Annotated in this window: 10 protein-coding genes; 3 read left to right on the top strand and 7 right to left on the bottom strand. The window is 65.0% G+C overall.

Translation table 11 applies throughout. The annotated features are described in order from the left end of the window. Window positions 1–259: 259 nt before the first annotated feature. The 3 genes from ACYVL5_RS11380 to ACYVL5_RS11370 form a co-directional block, all read right to left on the bottom strand. Window positions 260–4,612: a S8 family serine peptidase gene (locus tag ACYVL5_RS11380; RefSeq protein WP_460595694.1), complete on the bottom strand. Its 4,353-nt coding sequence runs from the start codon at window positions 4,610–4,612 to the stop codon at window positions 260–262. A gap of 511 nt (window positions 4,613–5,123) precedes the next feature. After that, the gene (locus ACYVL5_RS11375; protein WP_460595693.1) at window positions 5,124–5,744 is read right to left on the bottom strand and encodes a helix-turn-helix transcriptional regulator; all 621 of its coding nucleotides are present in this window, start codon (window positions 5,742–5,744) and stop codon (window positions 5,124–5,126) included. Between the two features lie 618 nt (window positions 5,745–6,362). Next, window positions 6,363–7,046, bottom strand: a complete 684-nt coding sequence (locus tag ACYVL5_RS11370) for a PEP-CTERM sorting domain-containing protein (protein WP_460595692.1) — start codon at window positions 7,044–7,046, stop codon at window positions 6,363–6,365. Between the two features lie 467 nt (window positions 7,047–7,513). Between ACYVL5_RS11370 and ACYVL5_RS11365 the strand changes: the two genes are divergently transcribed. Further along, on the top strand, window positions 7,514–8,017 hold the full coding sequence (locus ACYVL5_RS11365; RefSeq protein ID WP_460595691.1) for a hypothetical protein: 504 nt from the start codon (window positions 7,514–7,516) through the stop codon (window positions 8,015–8,017). Window positions 8,018–8,075: 58 nt separating this feature from the next. On the opposite strand, the gene ACYVL5_RS11360 is transcribed toward ACYVL5_RS11365, so the two are convergent. The 4 genes from ACYVL5_RS11360 to ACYVL5_RS11345 all read right to left on the bottom strand — a co-directional run bounded on the left by ACYVL5_RS11360 (window position 8,076) and on the right by ACYVL5_RS11345 (window position 13,372). Next, entirely contained in the window at window positions 8,076–8,591 is a 516-nt protein-coding gene (locus tag ACYVL5_RS11360; protein ID WP_460595690.1) for a hypothetical protein, read from the bottom strand. Between the two features lie 16 nt (window positions 8,592–8,607). Continuing rightward, window positions 8,608–10,461, bottom strand: a complete 1,854-nt coding sequence (locus ACYVL5_RS11355) for a putative Ig domain-containing protein (protein ID WP_460595689.1) — start codon at window positions 10,459–10,461, stop codon at window positions 8,608–8,610. Further along, window positions 10,458–11,468 (bottom strand): WD40/YVTN/BNR-like repeat-containing protein, encoded by a 1,011-nt coding sequence (locus ACYVL5_RS11350; protein WP_460595688.1) that lies wholly within the window; start codon window positions 11,466–11,468, stop codon window positions 10,458–10,460. The genes ACYVL5_RS11355 and ACYVL5_RS11350 overlap by 4 nt, the downstream gene beginning before the upstream one ends. A gap of 302 nt (window positions 11,469–11,770) precedes the next feature. Beyond that, window positions 11,771–13,372, bottom strand: a complete 1,602-nt coding sequence (locus ACYVL5_RS11345) for a methyl-accepting chemotaxis protein (RefSeq protein ID WP_460595687.1) — start codon at window positions 13,370–13,372, stop codon at window positions 11,771–11,773. A gap of 501 nt (window positions 13,373–13,873) precedes the next feature. Here ACYVL5_RS11345 and ACYVL5_RS11340 point away from each other — a divergent pair. Together ACYVL5_RS11340 and ACYVL5_RS11335 are read left to right on the top strand one after the other, a co-directional pair. After that, entirely contained in the window at window positions 13,874–14,695 is an 822-nt protein-coding gene (locus tag ACYVL5_RS11340; RefSeq protein ID WP_460595686.1) for a c-type cytochrome, read from the top strand. After that, window positions 14,695–15,756 carry a nitrate reductase subunit alpha gene (locus tag ACYVL5_RS11335; RefSeq protein WP_460595685.1) on the top strand — a complete coding sequence of 354 codons (1,062 nt, stop codon included), beginning with the start codon at window positions 14,695–14,697 and terminating at the stop codon, window positions 15,754–15,756. Before ACYVL5_RS11340 ends, ACYVL5_RS11335 begins: the two co-directional genes overlap by 1 nt. The last annotated feature ends 89 nt before the right edge of the window (window positions 15,757–15,845 follow it).

Genomic DNA, 15,845 nt, shown 5'->3' with positions numbered 1-15,845 from the left:
GCTGAACGCAGGCTAATTCAACCACTATACCGTAAATGGGCTCCTTGGCAAACGGGTCCTCCGGATCTGTCATAGTCCCAGACACGAAAGTCTCCTATGTCATGGCGGGGCGCCCCTGATTCAATGTGGACCTTCACTCACCCCTGCCCTCTCCCGGTGGGAGAGGGAGAGACTGCGCTGCGCTAGGTGAAGCGGGCCGCATCGGAAGATCATCGGGAATCAAAATGAAAACGCCCCCGGCTTGCGCCGGGGGCTTCTTTCATGGTTTGGTTACCACCACGGCGGAGGAAACGTTCCATGGGCTGTCGGCGTACCCGCTCTTCACCGCCTTGACCCGGAAGACGTAGGTCCCGCTGGCGGGAACGGTGACGATGGCGACGGTGGCGGTCCCGCTGTAGGCCGCCGTGTAGGGGCCGCCATCCTTGCTGTACTGCAGCTGGTAGGTCACTCCGCTCACGTTGCTCGTACCCCAGGCGACCTTGACACTCCCGGTGCTGCTGGTGGCCGGGACCACGATCGGGGCCGGCATCCCGCAGGCGAGGGTGACCGTGCAGCTGCTGGTTGCCGAGTACGGGCTGTCGGCGTACCCGCTCTTCATCGCCTTCACCCGGAAGGTGTAGGTACCGTTGGCGGTAACGGTGACCATCACCACCGTGGTGGTGACGGTGGCGGCTACCGTGTAGGCTCCGCCGTTTCTGCTGTACTCGAGCTGGTAGGTCGTCCCGCTCACGCTACCGGCGGCCCAGGCGGCCTTGATGCTCCCGGTGCTGTTGGTGGCCGGCACGGTGAGCGAGGTGGGGGGACCGCAGGTGAGGGTGACCAGGCAGGTGGCGGTCGCCGAGTACGGGCTGTCGGCGTACCCGCTCTTCATCGCCTTGACCCGGAAGGTGTAGCTCCCGCCGGCCGGCACGGTGACCATGGCGACGGTGGCGGTTCCGATGTAGGCCGCCGTGTAGGGGCCGCCATCCTTGCTGTATTCGAGCCGGTAGGTCGTCCCGCTCACGCTCCCGGCCGCCCAGGCCGCCTTGATGGTCCCGGTGCTGCTGGTCACCGGCACGGTGAGGCCGGTGGGGGCGTCGCAGGTGAGGGCGACCAGACAGGTGGCGGTCGCCGAATACGGGCTGTCGGTGTACCCGCTCGCCTTCGCCTTGACCCGGAAGGTATAGCTTCCGTTGGCGGTGACGTTCACCGTCGCCACCGTGCCGCTGACGGTGGCCGCTACCGTGTAGGGAGCGCCGTCTTTACTGTACTCGAGCTGGTAGGTCACGCCCCCCACGCTCCCGGCGGCCCAGGCCGCCTTGATGCTCCCGGTGCTGTTGGTCCCCGGCACGGTAAGTGAGGTCGGAGCGCCCAACTGGGGGGCGGTCAGGGTGATCGTGTTTCCGGCCGCCGTGTTGTTCCCCCGGTTGTTATCGGTCTGCCGGTTGGTGTAATCCGCATAGGCCAAGAGGTAATAGCTCCCCCCGCGGGTCAGGGCGGGGACGGTCACCGGCGTCGATCCGCTGCTGCAGCCACCGGCGGCCAGCGTCGCCACGCTCCTGCTTCCGAGGAAGACGTCGTCACTGGAGACCGCCACGTCGGTCGAGAGGTAGAAGGCGACCAGGAATCCGGTGGCGGAGCCGGGGCCCGCGTTGCAGACGGTGTCGGTGACGGTGATGGCGGCGTTCTGGGTGGCCTGTGAGGGGCCCGCGACCGACTGCATCGCGAGGTCTACCGGCGGAAGACGGGTGATGTCCAGGCTGACGCTCGCCATGTTGCCCAGGGTGTCGGTCGCGGTCACCAGGACCGGGTTGTCCCCGATGGCGAGGTTGACGGTAAGGCTGAAGTAACCGTCACCGGCCCGCGGTGCAACCACGGTTCCGTTGACCGTCACCTGGCTCACCCCGGACGGGTCGGTGGCCACACCGGAGATGAGCGTGGCGGGGAGGGTGGTGTTGTTCCCTTCCGAGGAGGTCGCCGTCAGTTCGGGCGGGAGGCTGCGGGTGGTGAGGGTGAGGGGGATGGAGGTGACGTTCCCCGCTTCGTCGCTGCTCGACACCGCGAGGTAGTAGGCGGTCGCCTCTTTCAGGGACGAGAGGACCACCCGGTGCTGCAACACCAGCGTCCGGTCGGTCACGTTGGCTCCCAGGGTCTGGGTATCGCCGTAGTCGACCACCGAGTTGGCGGGCTCGTCGCTGTTCCAGCCGACCACCCCGCCGGTGTCGGTGACGGCGGTGACGGCGGCGGCGGAGAGTACCGGCGGCACGTCGTCGACCGTGGCGGTGGCGGTTGCCGTCGCCGGGTTCCCGGTCCCGTCGTTGCCGTCGTGGTAGACGGCCGTGATGGTGTCGCCACCGGATACCTGGAGGCGGCCGTCGTTAGGGACCGCCGTTCCCGGGGCGAGGGGGAGCCGGCCGGTGAAGATCGCGCTGGCGGGCCCGCTCTCGGTCAGGAGGACCCGCTCTCCGGCCGGCTCGCTGCCGCTTAAGAGCAGTACCGTTACCTGCTCCGCACGGGCGGGATCGGTGTCCAGGTCACGGTCCACCACCCTGATGTTGACCTCGCCCCCGGACGCGTAGAATTTGCGGTCGAGGACGATGCCCCCTCTCGGGGTCGGCCCGATCACCCCGGTGACCGCCAGGGCGAAGGGCTGGGGCCCCATGGGAACGTTGTAGGCGGTGACGGCGACCCGGTAGACACCCGCCGCCGGCGCCTTGATCAGCACCTGCTCCTCGACGTTGAGGCGGTCCGGCGTCCCCCCGGCCACCGACGCCCCGTCGATGAAGGCGTTACCGGGATAGACGCTCCCGTCGGGTCCGGTAACCGTCAGGTCGAGGTCGTTGACCAGGGCCTTGGAGGCGCCGGTCGCGCCGGGATAGTCGGACCAGGCCAGGGTCACCTTGAAGGGGTGGCTCCCGTCGGCCACCGGGATATCCTTGATCCAGCTGCCGCCGGTATCGAGCCCCGCCGTCTCGTCGGCCACCTGCAGGCTCTTCCCTTCTCCCGCGAAGAAGAGGGCGTCGTCCAGGGTGATCCTCCCCCACCCCTGTCCGGTCGAGGGGATGGTCCCGTCGGTGGAGGTCCCGGTCATCTCGCGGGCGCTGTTGATGAGGACCGCCCTGATAAGAGCCGCCGAGGGGATGAAGGCGGCGGAGGGAGAGGCGAACCCGTCCGGGTAGTACCCGTCGGTGAAGTACTGGCGGATCAAGGCGGCGGCGCCCGCCACCGCCGGGGTGGCCATCGAGGTGCCGCTCATGGTGATGGTACCGCTGTTGTAGCTTCCCTTGACGCCGTCGGAGTCGGCGGAGACGATCTGGTAGCCGGGGGCGGTCACCGTCGGCTTGATGCGGCCGTCGGCGGTGGGGCCGTTGCTGCTGAAGGTTGCGAGGTTGTCGGCCCCGCTTCCGTTGTAGGTGGCGCCGACGCTGACGACGTTCTTGGCCGTGGCCGGCTCCCCGACGGTCCCGCTGGCCGGCCCGGAGTTGCCGTTGGCGAAGAGGGCGACAAAATCAGGATGTTCCCAGAGGAAGCGGTCGGCACTCGCCGCGAAGGGACCGTAGGTATTGGTGCCGCTCCCCCAGCTGTTGGTGTGGAGGCGGGCACCGGCGTTGTAGGCGGCGGAGAACAGGAGGCCGAGGTCGCTGGGGGGATAGACGTAGGAACTGGCCCCCGCGGTGAGATCCTGCAAAAAGATCCGGGCCTTGGGAGCCATCCCGTTGGCGGTGGTGGCTCCGTCGACCGGGGTACGGTCGCCGCCGAGCGTCCCGCAGACGTGGGTGCCGTGCCCGGGGTTGTCGGCGTCGTAATCGTCCCCGTAGGTGCTGCTGTAGCCGACCAGCTTACGGTGAGTGGGGCCGACCGGCGCTCCCGCCGGGTCCCGAAACCAGGGCATGTCATAGTCGAGGCCGCTGTCACCCACCCCGATGATCTGCCCCTCGCCATGGAGGTTCCGGTCCCAGATCACCTTCCGTTCCGGGACGTTCCCCTGGATCACCCAGGCCGTCGTGTCGTTGAGAAGCTCCATCTCCGCGTGCTCGTCGATCCAGCTAACCTCCTCCAGTTGGGCCAGTTCGGCGAGCATGGCGGCCGCCACCGTCACCCGCAGGCCGCTGGGCCCCACGTCGAGGACCTCCCCACCCTTGCGCTGCACCGTGGCGAGCACCTTTTTCAGCTGGGCGGGATCGTCGATCGTGAGATGCACGGTGACCTTCTCCCCGGCCGGGGGGGCCAGGTGGCGTCCGCGCAGCCTTTCGTGCAGCTTGAAGGCCGGCTGAAAACGTGCGGTCCCCTCGATGTAGGGGAGCCGGGCGATGGCTTCCCGAGCGCCGTCGTCCATCACGGCGCGGAAGGCGAACTCCGGCAGGTAGTCGGTAAGGCGGCAACCGAGCCTTTCCACCTCCGCCTTCTGCTCAGGATGGATGGGGCCGGAGAACTTGACGATCCAGGCGCGGGCCCCCTTCTCCTCCCGCGCCTGAGGCAGGGCCGGCACCGCCGGCTCCTCCCCTTGCAGGCCGACCACTATCCCGTTGATTCTCACCTCGTGCCTGGCCGGCACGCCGGCCCAACTCCCCCTGGCTATCAGCAAAAGGAGGAGAAGGGAGATGAAGGTAAAAGTCCCGTGAAGCTTAGGCATGGCTCCCTCCTTTACTGGATGGTTCGCTTCCCGTCGCTGTCACTGGTGTGAGCGGTGACAGCCCGGTCAGTTGCGCGGATTGACCCGGCACCACGAGTACGGAAGAAGACACGGCCTATTACATTTCGAGTTCTCAGCTGCAGGCGCTTTAAAAAACGCTCTGCCAGTAGGGTAAAGGTCCGGCATTCAACAGGTACATTCCTGCGCAAAGCCTCTGTCGATCACCTCTTGAGCGTTGATGCAGGAAGTATATGCCTCGGCGAACTGCGCGGAAATCGGCTGAAAGGTTATTTAATTTGCAGCCGGGCCGGCTAGTTCAATGGACGGTCCCGAGGATGGGCCGAAGGGGTACCCGAGGTACCAGCGGCGGAATTACCGCCAGGGGAGCCTTACGGGGTAATACGGGGAAGAAAGCGGCCTAGGCCGGGTGGGGGTGAGTTGTGGTGAGCGAGGTGGTAAGGAGCAAAGTGGTGGAGAGACAGGTGGCGGGGAGCGAGAGCTGGATAATGCTTCAGGCGGCGGGGAAAAGCGGAGTGGCCGATTTCAGCTTGAGGGCGAGGGGGACCAGTTGTGCGCGGCTGGAGACGTTGGCGGTCTTGAAGATGCGGCCGAGGTGGGTCTTGACGGTATGCTCGCTCATGTTGAGGCGGGAGGCGATCTCGCGGTTCTTGAGCCCCTCCGCCACCAGTAGGAGGATCTCCTTCTCCTTTTTGCTGAAGCTCTCCAAGGGAGCCGGGGTCTGCATGGGGAAGGAGTTGTGGAGGTAGGCCTTGAGTTTGAGGTGATCGATCCAGAGTTCCCCTTCGAGGACGGTCTGCAACGCCTTGAGGAAGAGGTCCGAGCCGGTGTCGGTGGAGATCACGCCGTCGAGCTTGTGGGTGAAGAGGAGCCGCACGATCTCCTCCTCGGCCAGCCCGGTATCGATAAGGAGGACCTTGGTGTGGTTCCATCTGGCCGGCCGCGGCTCCTTCAGGGCGGCGACATCGACGAGCACCAGGTCGAAACTGGCGGCGAGGTCCGTCCCGCCGTCGTAGCCGACGTGCGCCACGTAGCAGCCGGAATTCCCCATGACTCCCTGCAACCCTTCGCAGAGAAGGCGGCTGCTCAGATTGATGAGAATGTTTGCTGGCATCGTTCCCATGTCCCCTCGCAGGTGGGCAGACAAAGGCAGCGGGTCCTTCTTCAGGGTCTGGTCAGCATATTCTCATAGCTAAAAAAGACTCGATCCTGGCAACCGGCATGGCTTTTTCAATCTCAACCGCCATGACAGATCTGAGTCTCGCCAATCACTCAAGGCAACAAATTGCTTTTATTATACAGCAACTTTCCCGGATGCATCCAGTATCGATCAGAAACTGATACACCACCCCTGGCGGTTCGTCAAGCACGCCCCTCCACAAATTCAGAGCCACCGTTCACTATCCCTCTCCCTCCGGGAGAGGGTATATTGTCGAGGACCTTCGGCAAAAAGAAGGGGAGTGCGCCCAAGGTCCCTTCCCCTTCAAGGGACAGGGTGAGGATGGGGTAAAAAAGGAATGGATAACTACGCGACAGAAGCGGCGGGAAGCGTTGAATTGGACGGTGGCGGCGCCACCGCCGGGGGGCTTCGCCAGACCAAAGAAAGGGCACGGGTTTCATCCCGTGCCCTTTTGGCAAGACCGCCGGTTACTCCGGTACCGATGGCGAATCCGCTGTCGGCTTCCTTTACAGCAAGTCGGAAACCTTTACAACCTCCGGGGCCATCATCCGGTCAGGCGTTGCGGCGCCGTTTCCCGTAGATGGCGAGGCTTAAGAATCCTGCCCCCAGCATCATCATGGTTCCCGGCTCCGGGACGGGGGGCGGATCCTCGTTGCCGCCGTTGCCGGCATACCCGGTGACGATGCCGTCCTTGGTGAAGATGTGGGCACCGGCCTCGTAACCGTCGGCGTTGGCCACCAGCACGTCGTCGATGCTGTTCCAGAAGAACGTGCTCGACGTATCGGTCAAGGTGAAGGTGAGGCTGTCCACGGCACAGGAGTAAGCAGCATTGCCGCTGATCCTCAGGTTGAAATTACCGAAGCCGCTCTCTTCGCCGCCCCTACTTTGCGGAGATGCGTACCCGGTGAGGATACCGCCACCGCTATTCTTACCGCCGGTCCAGCTGAAATTGGTCGCCGTGGCCGATCCGCCTCCGGTATTAAGGGCAACCGAACCGCCGTCCCCCAGCATGTAGCTGTCGAGCCCGGTCATGGTCACGGTAGCGGTGGTCGGGGTGAGCAGATCGACCTGAAGCGTCGCGTAAGGGCCGAGATAACCGGCATTGACCAGGGCAGAGTTCCCCACACCGATGGTCAGCGTCTCGCTGCCGAGGATCGGGGTAGCCGAGGCGCCCATCGGCAAGACAAGAGAAGCCAGCAGACCAAGTCCCGCAATCACACTCAATTTGCATTTCATGACACATCCCTCCAGACATTTCCTGTCCTGATCAGCCGCTATCTTCCGCTCAACTGCTCCCTACCCACGATGGGGAAGGAGAAGGAACCTTCAGCGGAAGAGGGTCGCCAATCGGGTTTCATGTTGATGTTTCTCTACGAGTAGTCGTTCGTTTTACCCCAGTGGCTGAATCCCCAATCCTCCTTCTCAGTTTCTGCCTGCTCTTTTAGGCACCTTACGAATCCGGTTTGCTGCGCCTGCCGTGATGCGGGAAACGGTAAATTGACCGGTGTGGCGACAGGATCAGCAAGCGCCATGCCAAGCTTAAATCATGCTAATTCAATTGAACTTTTCCATCTTCGTGAAGGTTGCCGCCAAGGCGTCTGTAAACTTTTCCGACGTCCTGTAGGAAATTGGACGAGGAGAAGGAAACGTGGCCGTCTTGTGGAGATTTTACCGTTGGCCTAGAATGTCTGAGGGTGATCGAAATGAAGAAAAGATACGTTTTCACTACGCTTTTGACTGTGGCGCTGTTGGGATGCCCCTTTCCAATCTACGCGGCGCCTCCGCGCAGCGAGCAGGTTGCCGACGCCAGGATTGCCGACGCCAGGGGTGGCGGGGCCCGCGGCGGCGGGGGAGAGGCGCATGGCGGCAGGGCTGAATTCCACGGCGGCGGTGGAAGGGGCGGCTCCCCCGGCGGCGAGGTCCGCGGCAGGGGAGAGGTCGGCGAGCACCGTGAAGGTGGCGAGTCCAGGGAGCGCGAGGAACACGAACGGCACGAGCGTGACCACCACGAGGAACAGTGGCGTGGAGAGGGCTACGGAGGCGACGTGATCATCGCCCCCGGCTCCGGCTACTATCCCTATTACGACTACGACGAGGAGTTCCCCTCCTATGGCCCGACCGAGTACCTCTACTACTGCGAAAACCCGCCGGGCTACTATCCGAGCGTTCCGCAGTGCCCGGAAGGATGGGAAGTCATTCCGCGCTGACGGCTTGCGGCGCGCACGTTCCCTGTCCGCCCGCAGCATTTGACCTCAGCCCGCCCGGTTACCGGATGGTCGCCGAAACAGTGGGGGTCAGGCCGGAGACCATCCTCCCCCCGATATCCACCGGCGAGAAACCGGTCACGGCGAACTCCTCCGGGGCGGGATCGGATGCGGGGGAAACCGTCAGGGTCAGCTGGGCGAACTCGCCGGGGCCGAACCCCGCCGACGAGTTACCGACCAGCACGAAGGTGAGGGTCCCGGCGGCGGTAGCGGTCGCCGGTTGGTAGATGACCAACTGGGGCGGGACGGTCGCCTCGTTGGCAGTCACTCCCGAGGGAACCACCACGGTGGCGAGGACCGCGCCCGTGTCATCGGTGGCGGCGCTCACTCCGGGAGGGATGGCTACCGTCATCGACACCCCCGCCAGGTTGCTCTGCACGGTTCCCGCACTCCCCAGTTTGACGGTGGCTGTCCTGTTCTGCGCACCGCCACCTCCGTCATCCCCGCACCCGGCTATCAGCGAAACCAAGAGGGCCAGTATTATCCAGACGCCCCACCCTTTTCTCCGCATCGGCATAGAGACCTCCTCCCCCTCACCAGGTCACCGCGCCAACCACCCGGCGCAGCATGATGATCACATCCGCGATGTCGACGACACCATCCCCCCGGGGAGCCTCGTTTCCGTCCAGCGGGGCCACGTCCGCTCGCTGACGCTCCGGTTCGGTCAGCGCCCCGTTCCCCACCACCCACTGCAGCGTCATCCAGACGTCGGCAATGTCGATGTAACCGTCGCCGTTCAGGTCGCCGGGGGGGAGGGACGTGTAGATGATATTGCGGGAGACGGTGGTGCTGTTATTGCCGGCCTGATCGGTCGCCGTTACGATCACCGGGTACTGCTTCTCCGAGGTGAAGGTGAGCTGCTGTCCGAAGGCTCCGCCGGTCACCGCCGGGGAGTACTCGGCTCCCTCGAAGCTCACCGTCACCGTGACCGCGCTGTCCGGATCGCCCGCCGTTCCCTTAAGCAGGAAGCCCGGCTCCCGCACCGTAATGTCCCGGTCGGGATCGGTGATCGCCAGGGAAGGCCGGCTGACATCGAGGAGGACGCTCCGTTTCGCGGTGGCACGGTTTCCCGCCGGGTCGGTGGCGGTGACGAGGATGGTGTTGTTTCCCGGCACCAGCGGGCAGCTGGCCGAAAAGCCGGAACCGTCCACCAGGGCGTTTTCGAAGGCGCCGTCGTTGACCGCCACCTGGACGGTGGCCTGCTCGCTGACGGTTCCGCTGACGGTAATCGTTCCCCGCGCCGTCACAGAGTTGTCGGGCGGGTTGGAGACGTCGATCACCGGGACGCTGCGGTCAAGGGTGATGACCCGGCGATCTGTGGTGGTATTGGTGGCGGTATCGGTCGCGACGATGGTGAGCTGGTTGCCCCCTTCGGTGAGGGTAACGGCGCGGGAGAAGTTCCCGTCCCTGTCGAAGGAGATCGCTATCCCGTTGATGGTGAGGAGGGTTATCCCGTTCACGCCCCAGACGTTGCCGGTTACGTTGAGGGTCGCGTCGGCGGTGAAGCTGTGATCGGGAAGGGTGGAAACGGCCAGGGTAGGCGGCGCGATCGGCACCACGACGATCGAAAACGCGGGGAGCGCCACCGTATCCACGCCGTTAGTCGCGCTGATCACGATGCCCGGGTAGGTACCGGCATCGGCGGTGACCGGTGTCCCGGTGAGGGCACCGGCGGCGGGATCGAAGGAGGCCCACGGCGGCCGGTTCACGATGGTGAAGCCGCTGGCGTTGGCCGAGGTGGGGACGAAACGGTAGACGCCTCCCGCGGTGACGCTCCCGGAGGGGGTTCCGGAGATGGAGACCGGTGGCGGAGGAGGAGTCACCACCGTCACCGAGAAGGAGGGAAGCGATGCCTGTCCCTGCCGGTAGAGTGCGGTTATCACGATACCGGAGGTAGTGCCGAGGTCGGTCAGGGTGGGAGTTCCCGACAGCGTTCCGGTGGCCGCATCGAAGCTCGCCCAGGAGGGTTTGTTGGCGATGGCGAATCCGGTGGCGCCGGAGGCCGTGGGGGTGAAGCCGTACAGGCCCCCCGCGTACACCTGGGCGGCCGGGGTACCGCCGATCGTGAGGATCAGCGCCTTGTAGAGCCCCTTGGCTCCCCCGCCGTAGGGGCTCGCCACCGCATACACCGTCCTGCCGTCGGTGGGATCCACCGCCAGCGAGTAGACCGTGACGTTTGAGCTGCCGTCTACCGGCAGCCCGCTAGTCACGTTAGTCCCCACCCCGCCGGCAACCCTTGTCACGCCGCCGTAGACCTCGCCGAGGAACTGCGTCCCGCTCTCGGACGGGGAGAAGGCGATGGAAAGGATATCGTCCCCTCCCCCGCCCCCTCCCCCCTGCCAGGAGGCCCCGCCATCGGCAGTTCGATAGAGCCCGAGCCCCTTCACCGAGACGAGGAGGGATTGGCGGTTATTGGGATCGATGGCCAGCGCATAGACGACCGGGGGGGGGGGCGGGCCAGCTTGGTGATTCCGGTATCGGCCTCCACCCAGTTGGCGCCACCATCGTTCGATTTGTAGACCCCGCCGGTCCCATCGTAGAGGACCCGGCTGTCGGTGGGATCGATGACAAAATGCGAGGGGTAGAATGCGGTACCGCCGCTCCAGGAGCCGCCGCCGTCGGTCGACCTGCGCAGGAGGCCGTCCGCCATGGCGTACACCCAGCCGTCGCCCGGACCGACCCCGAGCACGGTGGCCTGCGAGGTGAACACGCCACCGAGGGCGCGCCAGGAACTGCCGCCGTCGACCGACTTGAAGAGGCCGCTGTCCGTGCCGGCGAACAGCGTGCCAAGGTGGAGGGGATCGGCGGCGAGCGAGGTGATCGCCGCCCCGCCGGCCGAGACGGGATGCCAGGTGCTCCCCCCGTTGATGGACTTGAAAAGCCCCGTGGTGGCAAGGGCATAGACGGTACCGCCCCCGGCCGGGTCCACGATCACCTGGCTGGGGCGGGCATCGGACGGCAGGCCGGTCTGCTGCCAGATGGTGGCCGCGGGAGTCACCGTGATGGAGAAGGGGGGTAGCGAGACGGTGCCCCCCGTACCGGTGGCGCCGATCACGATATCGGGATAGGTATCGGCATCGATGTTGGTCGGTGTGCCGGTCAGGGCACCGGTGGCGGGATCGAAGTCGGTCCAGTACGGCTGGTTGGTGATGGAGAAGCTCTCGGCGCCGGTCGCCGAGGGGAGGAAGCTGTAGAGGTTTCCCGCCGCGATGGTGGCCGGTGGGGAGCCGGAAATGACCGGGGCGGGGGCCGTCGAGGCCACCAGCATCCGTGCAGGCGTTTGGGCACCAGGGCTGGAATCTTCCGAAGAGCCGGCGGCCCCTGGCGAGGCGGATGAGAGGAGCAAGGCAAAGAGCAGGGCGCCCACCAGCGCCATCCTACCAGTCGATCTCATGGCGTTCCCCCTTTTGGCAACAGAGATGGGCTTCGCTGATCACGCAGGATGTACAACTGAGGACGGGTTCCATCGGGACCCGGGTATGTAAAGACAGCAGGAGGACAGAGTGAGGGATCGTGGAACTGACACAGCTTTAACCGTCTTGCAGGCACTGTTAGTGTATGACGGGAGGAGGTACTGTCAAGCCACCGCCCCTCGCTAAGCTCACCAGGTAAACAATCAAAGGACGCGGGACCGAACAGAGAGCCATCCCCAGTCTGGGCGCGTCCTTGACTGAGCCTGCCTCGGCTGACCGATGATTACGGTGAGGCGAGCCGGAAGGCGGCGGTCATCCCCTTCAGCTCCTCGGCCAGCCTGGCCAGTTCCGAGGCGCCACTCGCCGATTCCTGGGCGCCCCTGGTCGTCTCGTGGACCACCTCGGTCACCTTCTGGATGTTGGAGGTGATCTCGGTGGTGGTGGCGGTCTGCTCTTCGGCGGCGGTGGCGATCTGGTTGATCTGGGCCGCCACGTCGTTTACGTGCTGGAGGATGTCGTCGAGCGCCTGGCCTGATTTCATCGACGCCTCGGTCCCCTTCTCGACCTCCAGGACCCCCTCCTCCATGGCGGCCACCGCCCCCTTGGTTTCATGCTGGATGGCATTGATCATCACCCCGATCTCGCGGGTGGCCTTGGTGGTACGCTCCGCGAGGGCGCGCACCTCGTCCGCAACCACCGCGAACCCCCTCCCCATCTCCCCGGCCCGGGCGGCCTCGATGGCGGCGTTCAGCGCCAGGAGGTTGGTCTGGTCGGCGATGTCCTCGATGGTCCCGATGATGGCGCCGATCTGGTCCGATTTCTCCCCCAGGCTCTCCACCGTCCGTGCGGAATCCTTCACCTTGGCCGCAATGCTGCTCATCAGCTGGACCGTCTCGGATACCACCCCGGCTCCCGTTTTGGCCGAATCGCTGGAGATACTGGAGCCGTCGGCGGCCATCGAGCAGTTACGGGCGATCTCCGTGGAGGTGGCGGCCATCTCCTCGCTGGCGGCTGCCATGGAGCCGGTCTGGGATGCGACCTCCTCCGCCTGGATGGCCATCTGTTCCGCCATGCCGTTAAGCTGGGCGGCGGCCGTGGCCACCATGTTCGATGAATCCACCACCTTCAAAAGCGCCTCGTTCATGTCGGCCAGCATCTTGTTCACCACGTTCCCGAGGTGCCCGATCTCGTCTTGGCCGCCACCGGAGACCCGGGCCGAAAGGTTCCCGGCCGCCGCCTCGTCAAGTACCCCGATCACCGTCCCGAGCCTCTTGAGCGACATTTTCACCGCCACCCCGACGACCATCGCGGAGAGGGCAATGAGCACCAGCGAGAGGGTGCTCAGGATCCATTTGAGCTTTACATACTCGGCAAAGAACTCGCCCTTCTTCACCCCGACGTAGAGAGCCCCGATGGTCTCACCCTGCCCATTCTTGATCGGCTCGTACCGGGTGAAGTACGGCGTCCCCAGGATCGCCGTTTCTCCCTCGTACCCCTTGTTTTCCTTGAAGATGGCGTCGTAGGCGGGCCCCTGCAGCTTGGTACCCACCGCCCTCACGCCGTCTTTCATGACGTTGGTGGAAATGCGGGTATCGCCCAGGAAAATGGTGGCAGTCCCCCCGCAGATCTCCTGCATCTTGTCCGGGATCTCGAAGTTGTTGTTGACGACATAGTTCCCCGCCATGAGTTTCCCGTCCACCGCCTTGAAATCGCTCCCCTTCCTCGCCAAGAGATCCTTGAGCGTCTTCATGCGGGTGGCCTGGGAGATGCCGGCCCGCTCGAGAAGGGTGCTCCTTAACGTGGAGATGGCGATGGCGGTGGTGACGGTGATGGCCACGGCGACAATGATTGCGTTGACCAGCATGATCTTGGTCGAGAGCTTCACGGCGCTCCTCCTTGGGGGGTAGGGTCCACAGCACGAAAAGGTATGCCGGTCATCTGGTGCGGCCATCGGCACCGGTGTACGGAGCGGCCGCAACGGAGCCATGTGGTCGATATCGGCCGGGGGGAGGAAAGCTTTAGAGTATTTTAACCAACTGTTTTGCAGGCGGACGGGAGCCGCCGGCAGGGCGACCGCTCCCGCCGGCCGCCACAACCGGCGGCCGCGGGGCCATTGCCCACCCTTCCACCGTGGAATGGCCGCCGCCAAAGATTGTCCCCGGGAGACGTTATCGCTGGCTAACAGAGCGATTTCCGATCATTTTCACTGATTTCACTTTTTTGACCTGGATCAAGAGAACCAATAGAATCCTGTTCTAAGCTTGCGCGGTGTTTGCGAAGGAAACCGGCAGGGGTCCGAACAGGGACGGGTGCGACTAGCGGCTTCCCGGGAGCGTTGGGAGCCCGGAAGCCACAAATATAGAGAGGGACGTAAGGGAGATTTCCTATGGCACGTTGGTTCGCAAAACTAGGCAATGGGCTCGTGGTGCTGGCACTTTTGGCGGTCGCCGGTACCGCTCGGGCCGAGGGGGGCAAGGAACTCTTCGAGAAGCAGTGCGCGGGCTGCCACAGCATCGGCGGCGGAGACGGCGGCGGGCCCGACCTGAAGGGGGTGGGGGCCAGGAGGCCGGCGGCGTGGCTCGTGCGGATCATCACCGAGCCGGAGAAGCTGACCGCGGAGAAAGACGCCACCCAGGCCGAGCTCGTGAAAAAGTTCGGCATGGAGATGCCCAACCTCGGGGTCTCCCGCGACGACGCCCAGAAGATCGTCTCCTTCCTGGGAGCGGGCTCCGGTCAAGGCGCACCGGCGGCGGGCGCTTCCGCGGCAGCTGCACCCGCGGCGGGTGACGCCAAGGGGGCCGAGGCACCCAAGGAGGTGGTGGTGACCAAGGAGTTGCTGGCCACCGGCGTGCAGCTCTTCACCGGCAAGCAGCCTTTCGCCAAGGGGGGAGCCCCCTGCGTCTCCTGCCACCGCCTGGGCTACCCCGGGATCAACGGCGGGGTGCTGGCCGCCGACCTCACCAACAGCTACGAGAAGATGGGAGAGAGCGGGGTGCACGGCGTCCTCAAGGGGCTTAGCTTCCCGGTCATGAAGAAGATCTACGCGGACCGCCCGTTGACCGACGACGAGATCGCCGCCCTCACCGCGCTCTTCAAGGACGCGGCCGCGAAGAAAGCCCCCACCCGGGATCCGTACCCGGTGGCCGGGCTCGGCTTCTTCGCCCTCCTGATCGTCGCCGCCATCATCTTCAAGAGGAGAATCAGCTAATGCCGTCCAACAGGATCAAAGACGATCTGCGTCCCGAATCCCGCAACTGGGAGGAGTTTTACCGAAACCGCTGGCAGTACGACAAGGTGGTCAGGAGCACCCACGGCGTCAACTGCACCGGCGGCTGCAGCTGGATGGTGCACGTAAAGGACGGCATCGTCGGCTGGGAGCTGCAGGCCAACGACTACCCGCAGTTCGACGGCTCGGTCCCCAACCACGAGCCGCGCGGCTGCGCCCGCGGCATCAGCTTCTCCTGGTACCTCTACAGCCCGATGCGGGTCAAGTACCCGTACCTGCGGGGAGCGCTCCTCGACCGCTGGACCGAGGCGAAAAAGCGCTTCGACGATCCGGTCGATGCGTGGGCCAGCATCGTGGAAAACCCCGAGACCCGCGCCTCCTACACCTCCAAGCGGGGGATGGGGGGGATGCGGCGCGGCGACTGGGACACGGTGGTCGAGATCATCGCCGCCTCCAGCATCTACACCGCGAAGAAGCACGGCCCGGACCGGGTGATCGGCTTCTCCCCGATTCCCGCCATGTCCATGATCAGCTACGCGGCGGGGACCCGCTTCCTCCAGCTCTTCGGCGGGGTCGCCATGAGCTTCTACGACTGGTACTGCGATCTTCCCCCCGCCTCCCCGCAGGTCTGGGGCGAGCAGACCGACGTGAACGAGTCGGCCGACTGGTACAACGCCTCCTACGTGGTCCTCTGCGGCTCCAACGTCCCGATGACCCGCACCCCCGACGCCCACTACCTCGCCGAGGCCCGCTACCGCGGCACCAAGGTGGTGGTCATGTCGCCCGACTACTCGATGGCCAGCAAGTTCGCCGATGCCTGGCTCCCGGTGGAGCAGGGGCACGACGGCGCCTTCTGGATGGCGCTCAACCACGTCCTCTTGAAGGAGTTCTACGCCGACCGCGAGGTCCCCTTCTTCCAGGATTACGCGCGCAAATACACCGACCTCCCCTTCCTGGTGAAGCTCGACGAAAAAGACGGGAGCTGGCGGCAGGGGGACCTTCCGGCGGGTGTCAAGGTAGTTGTCGCCTCTGCTGAGTTTTAAGCTGCGGCGAGTATGATTTCCGGCGCAGGCTCAGGATTAAGGAAAACGGCCCCCACGGGGTCCCAATTTCGGATGCCTTTAGACCACCG

Source organism: Geomonas sp. Red276, from assembly GCF_054784495.1.
The sequence above is the reverse complement of the archived record's forward strand: the minus strand, read 5'-3'. Positions and strand labels throughout refer to the sequence as shown.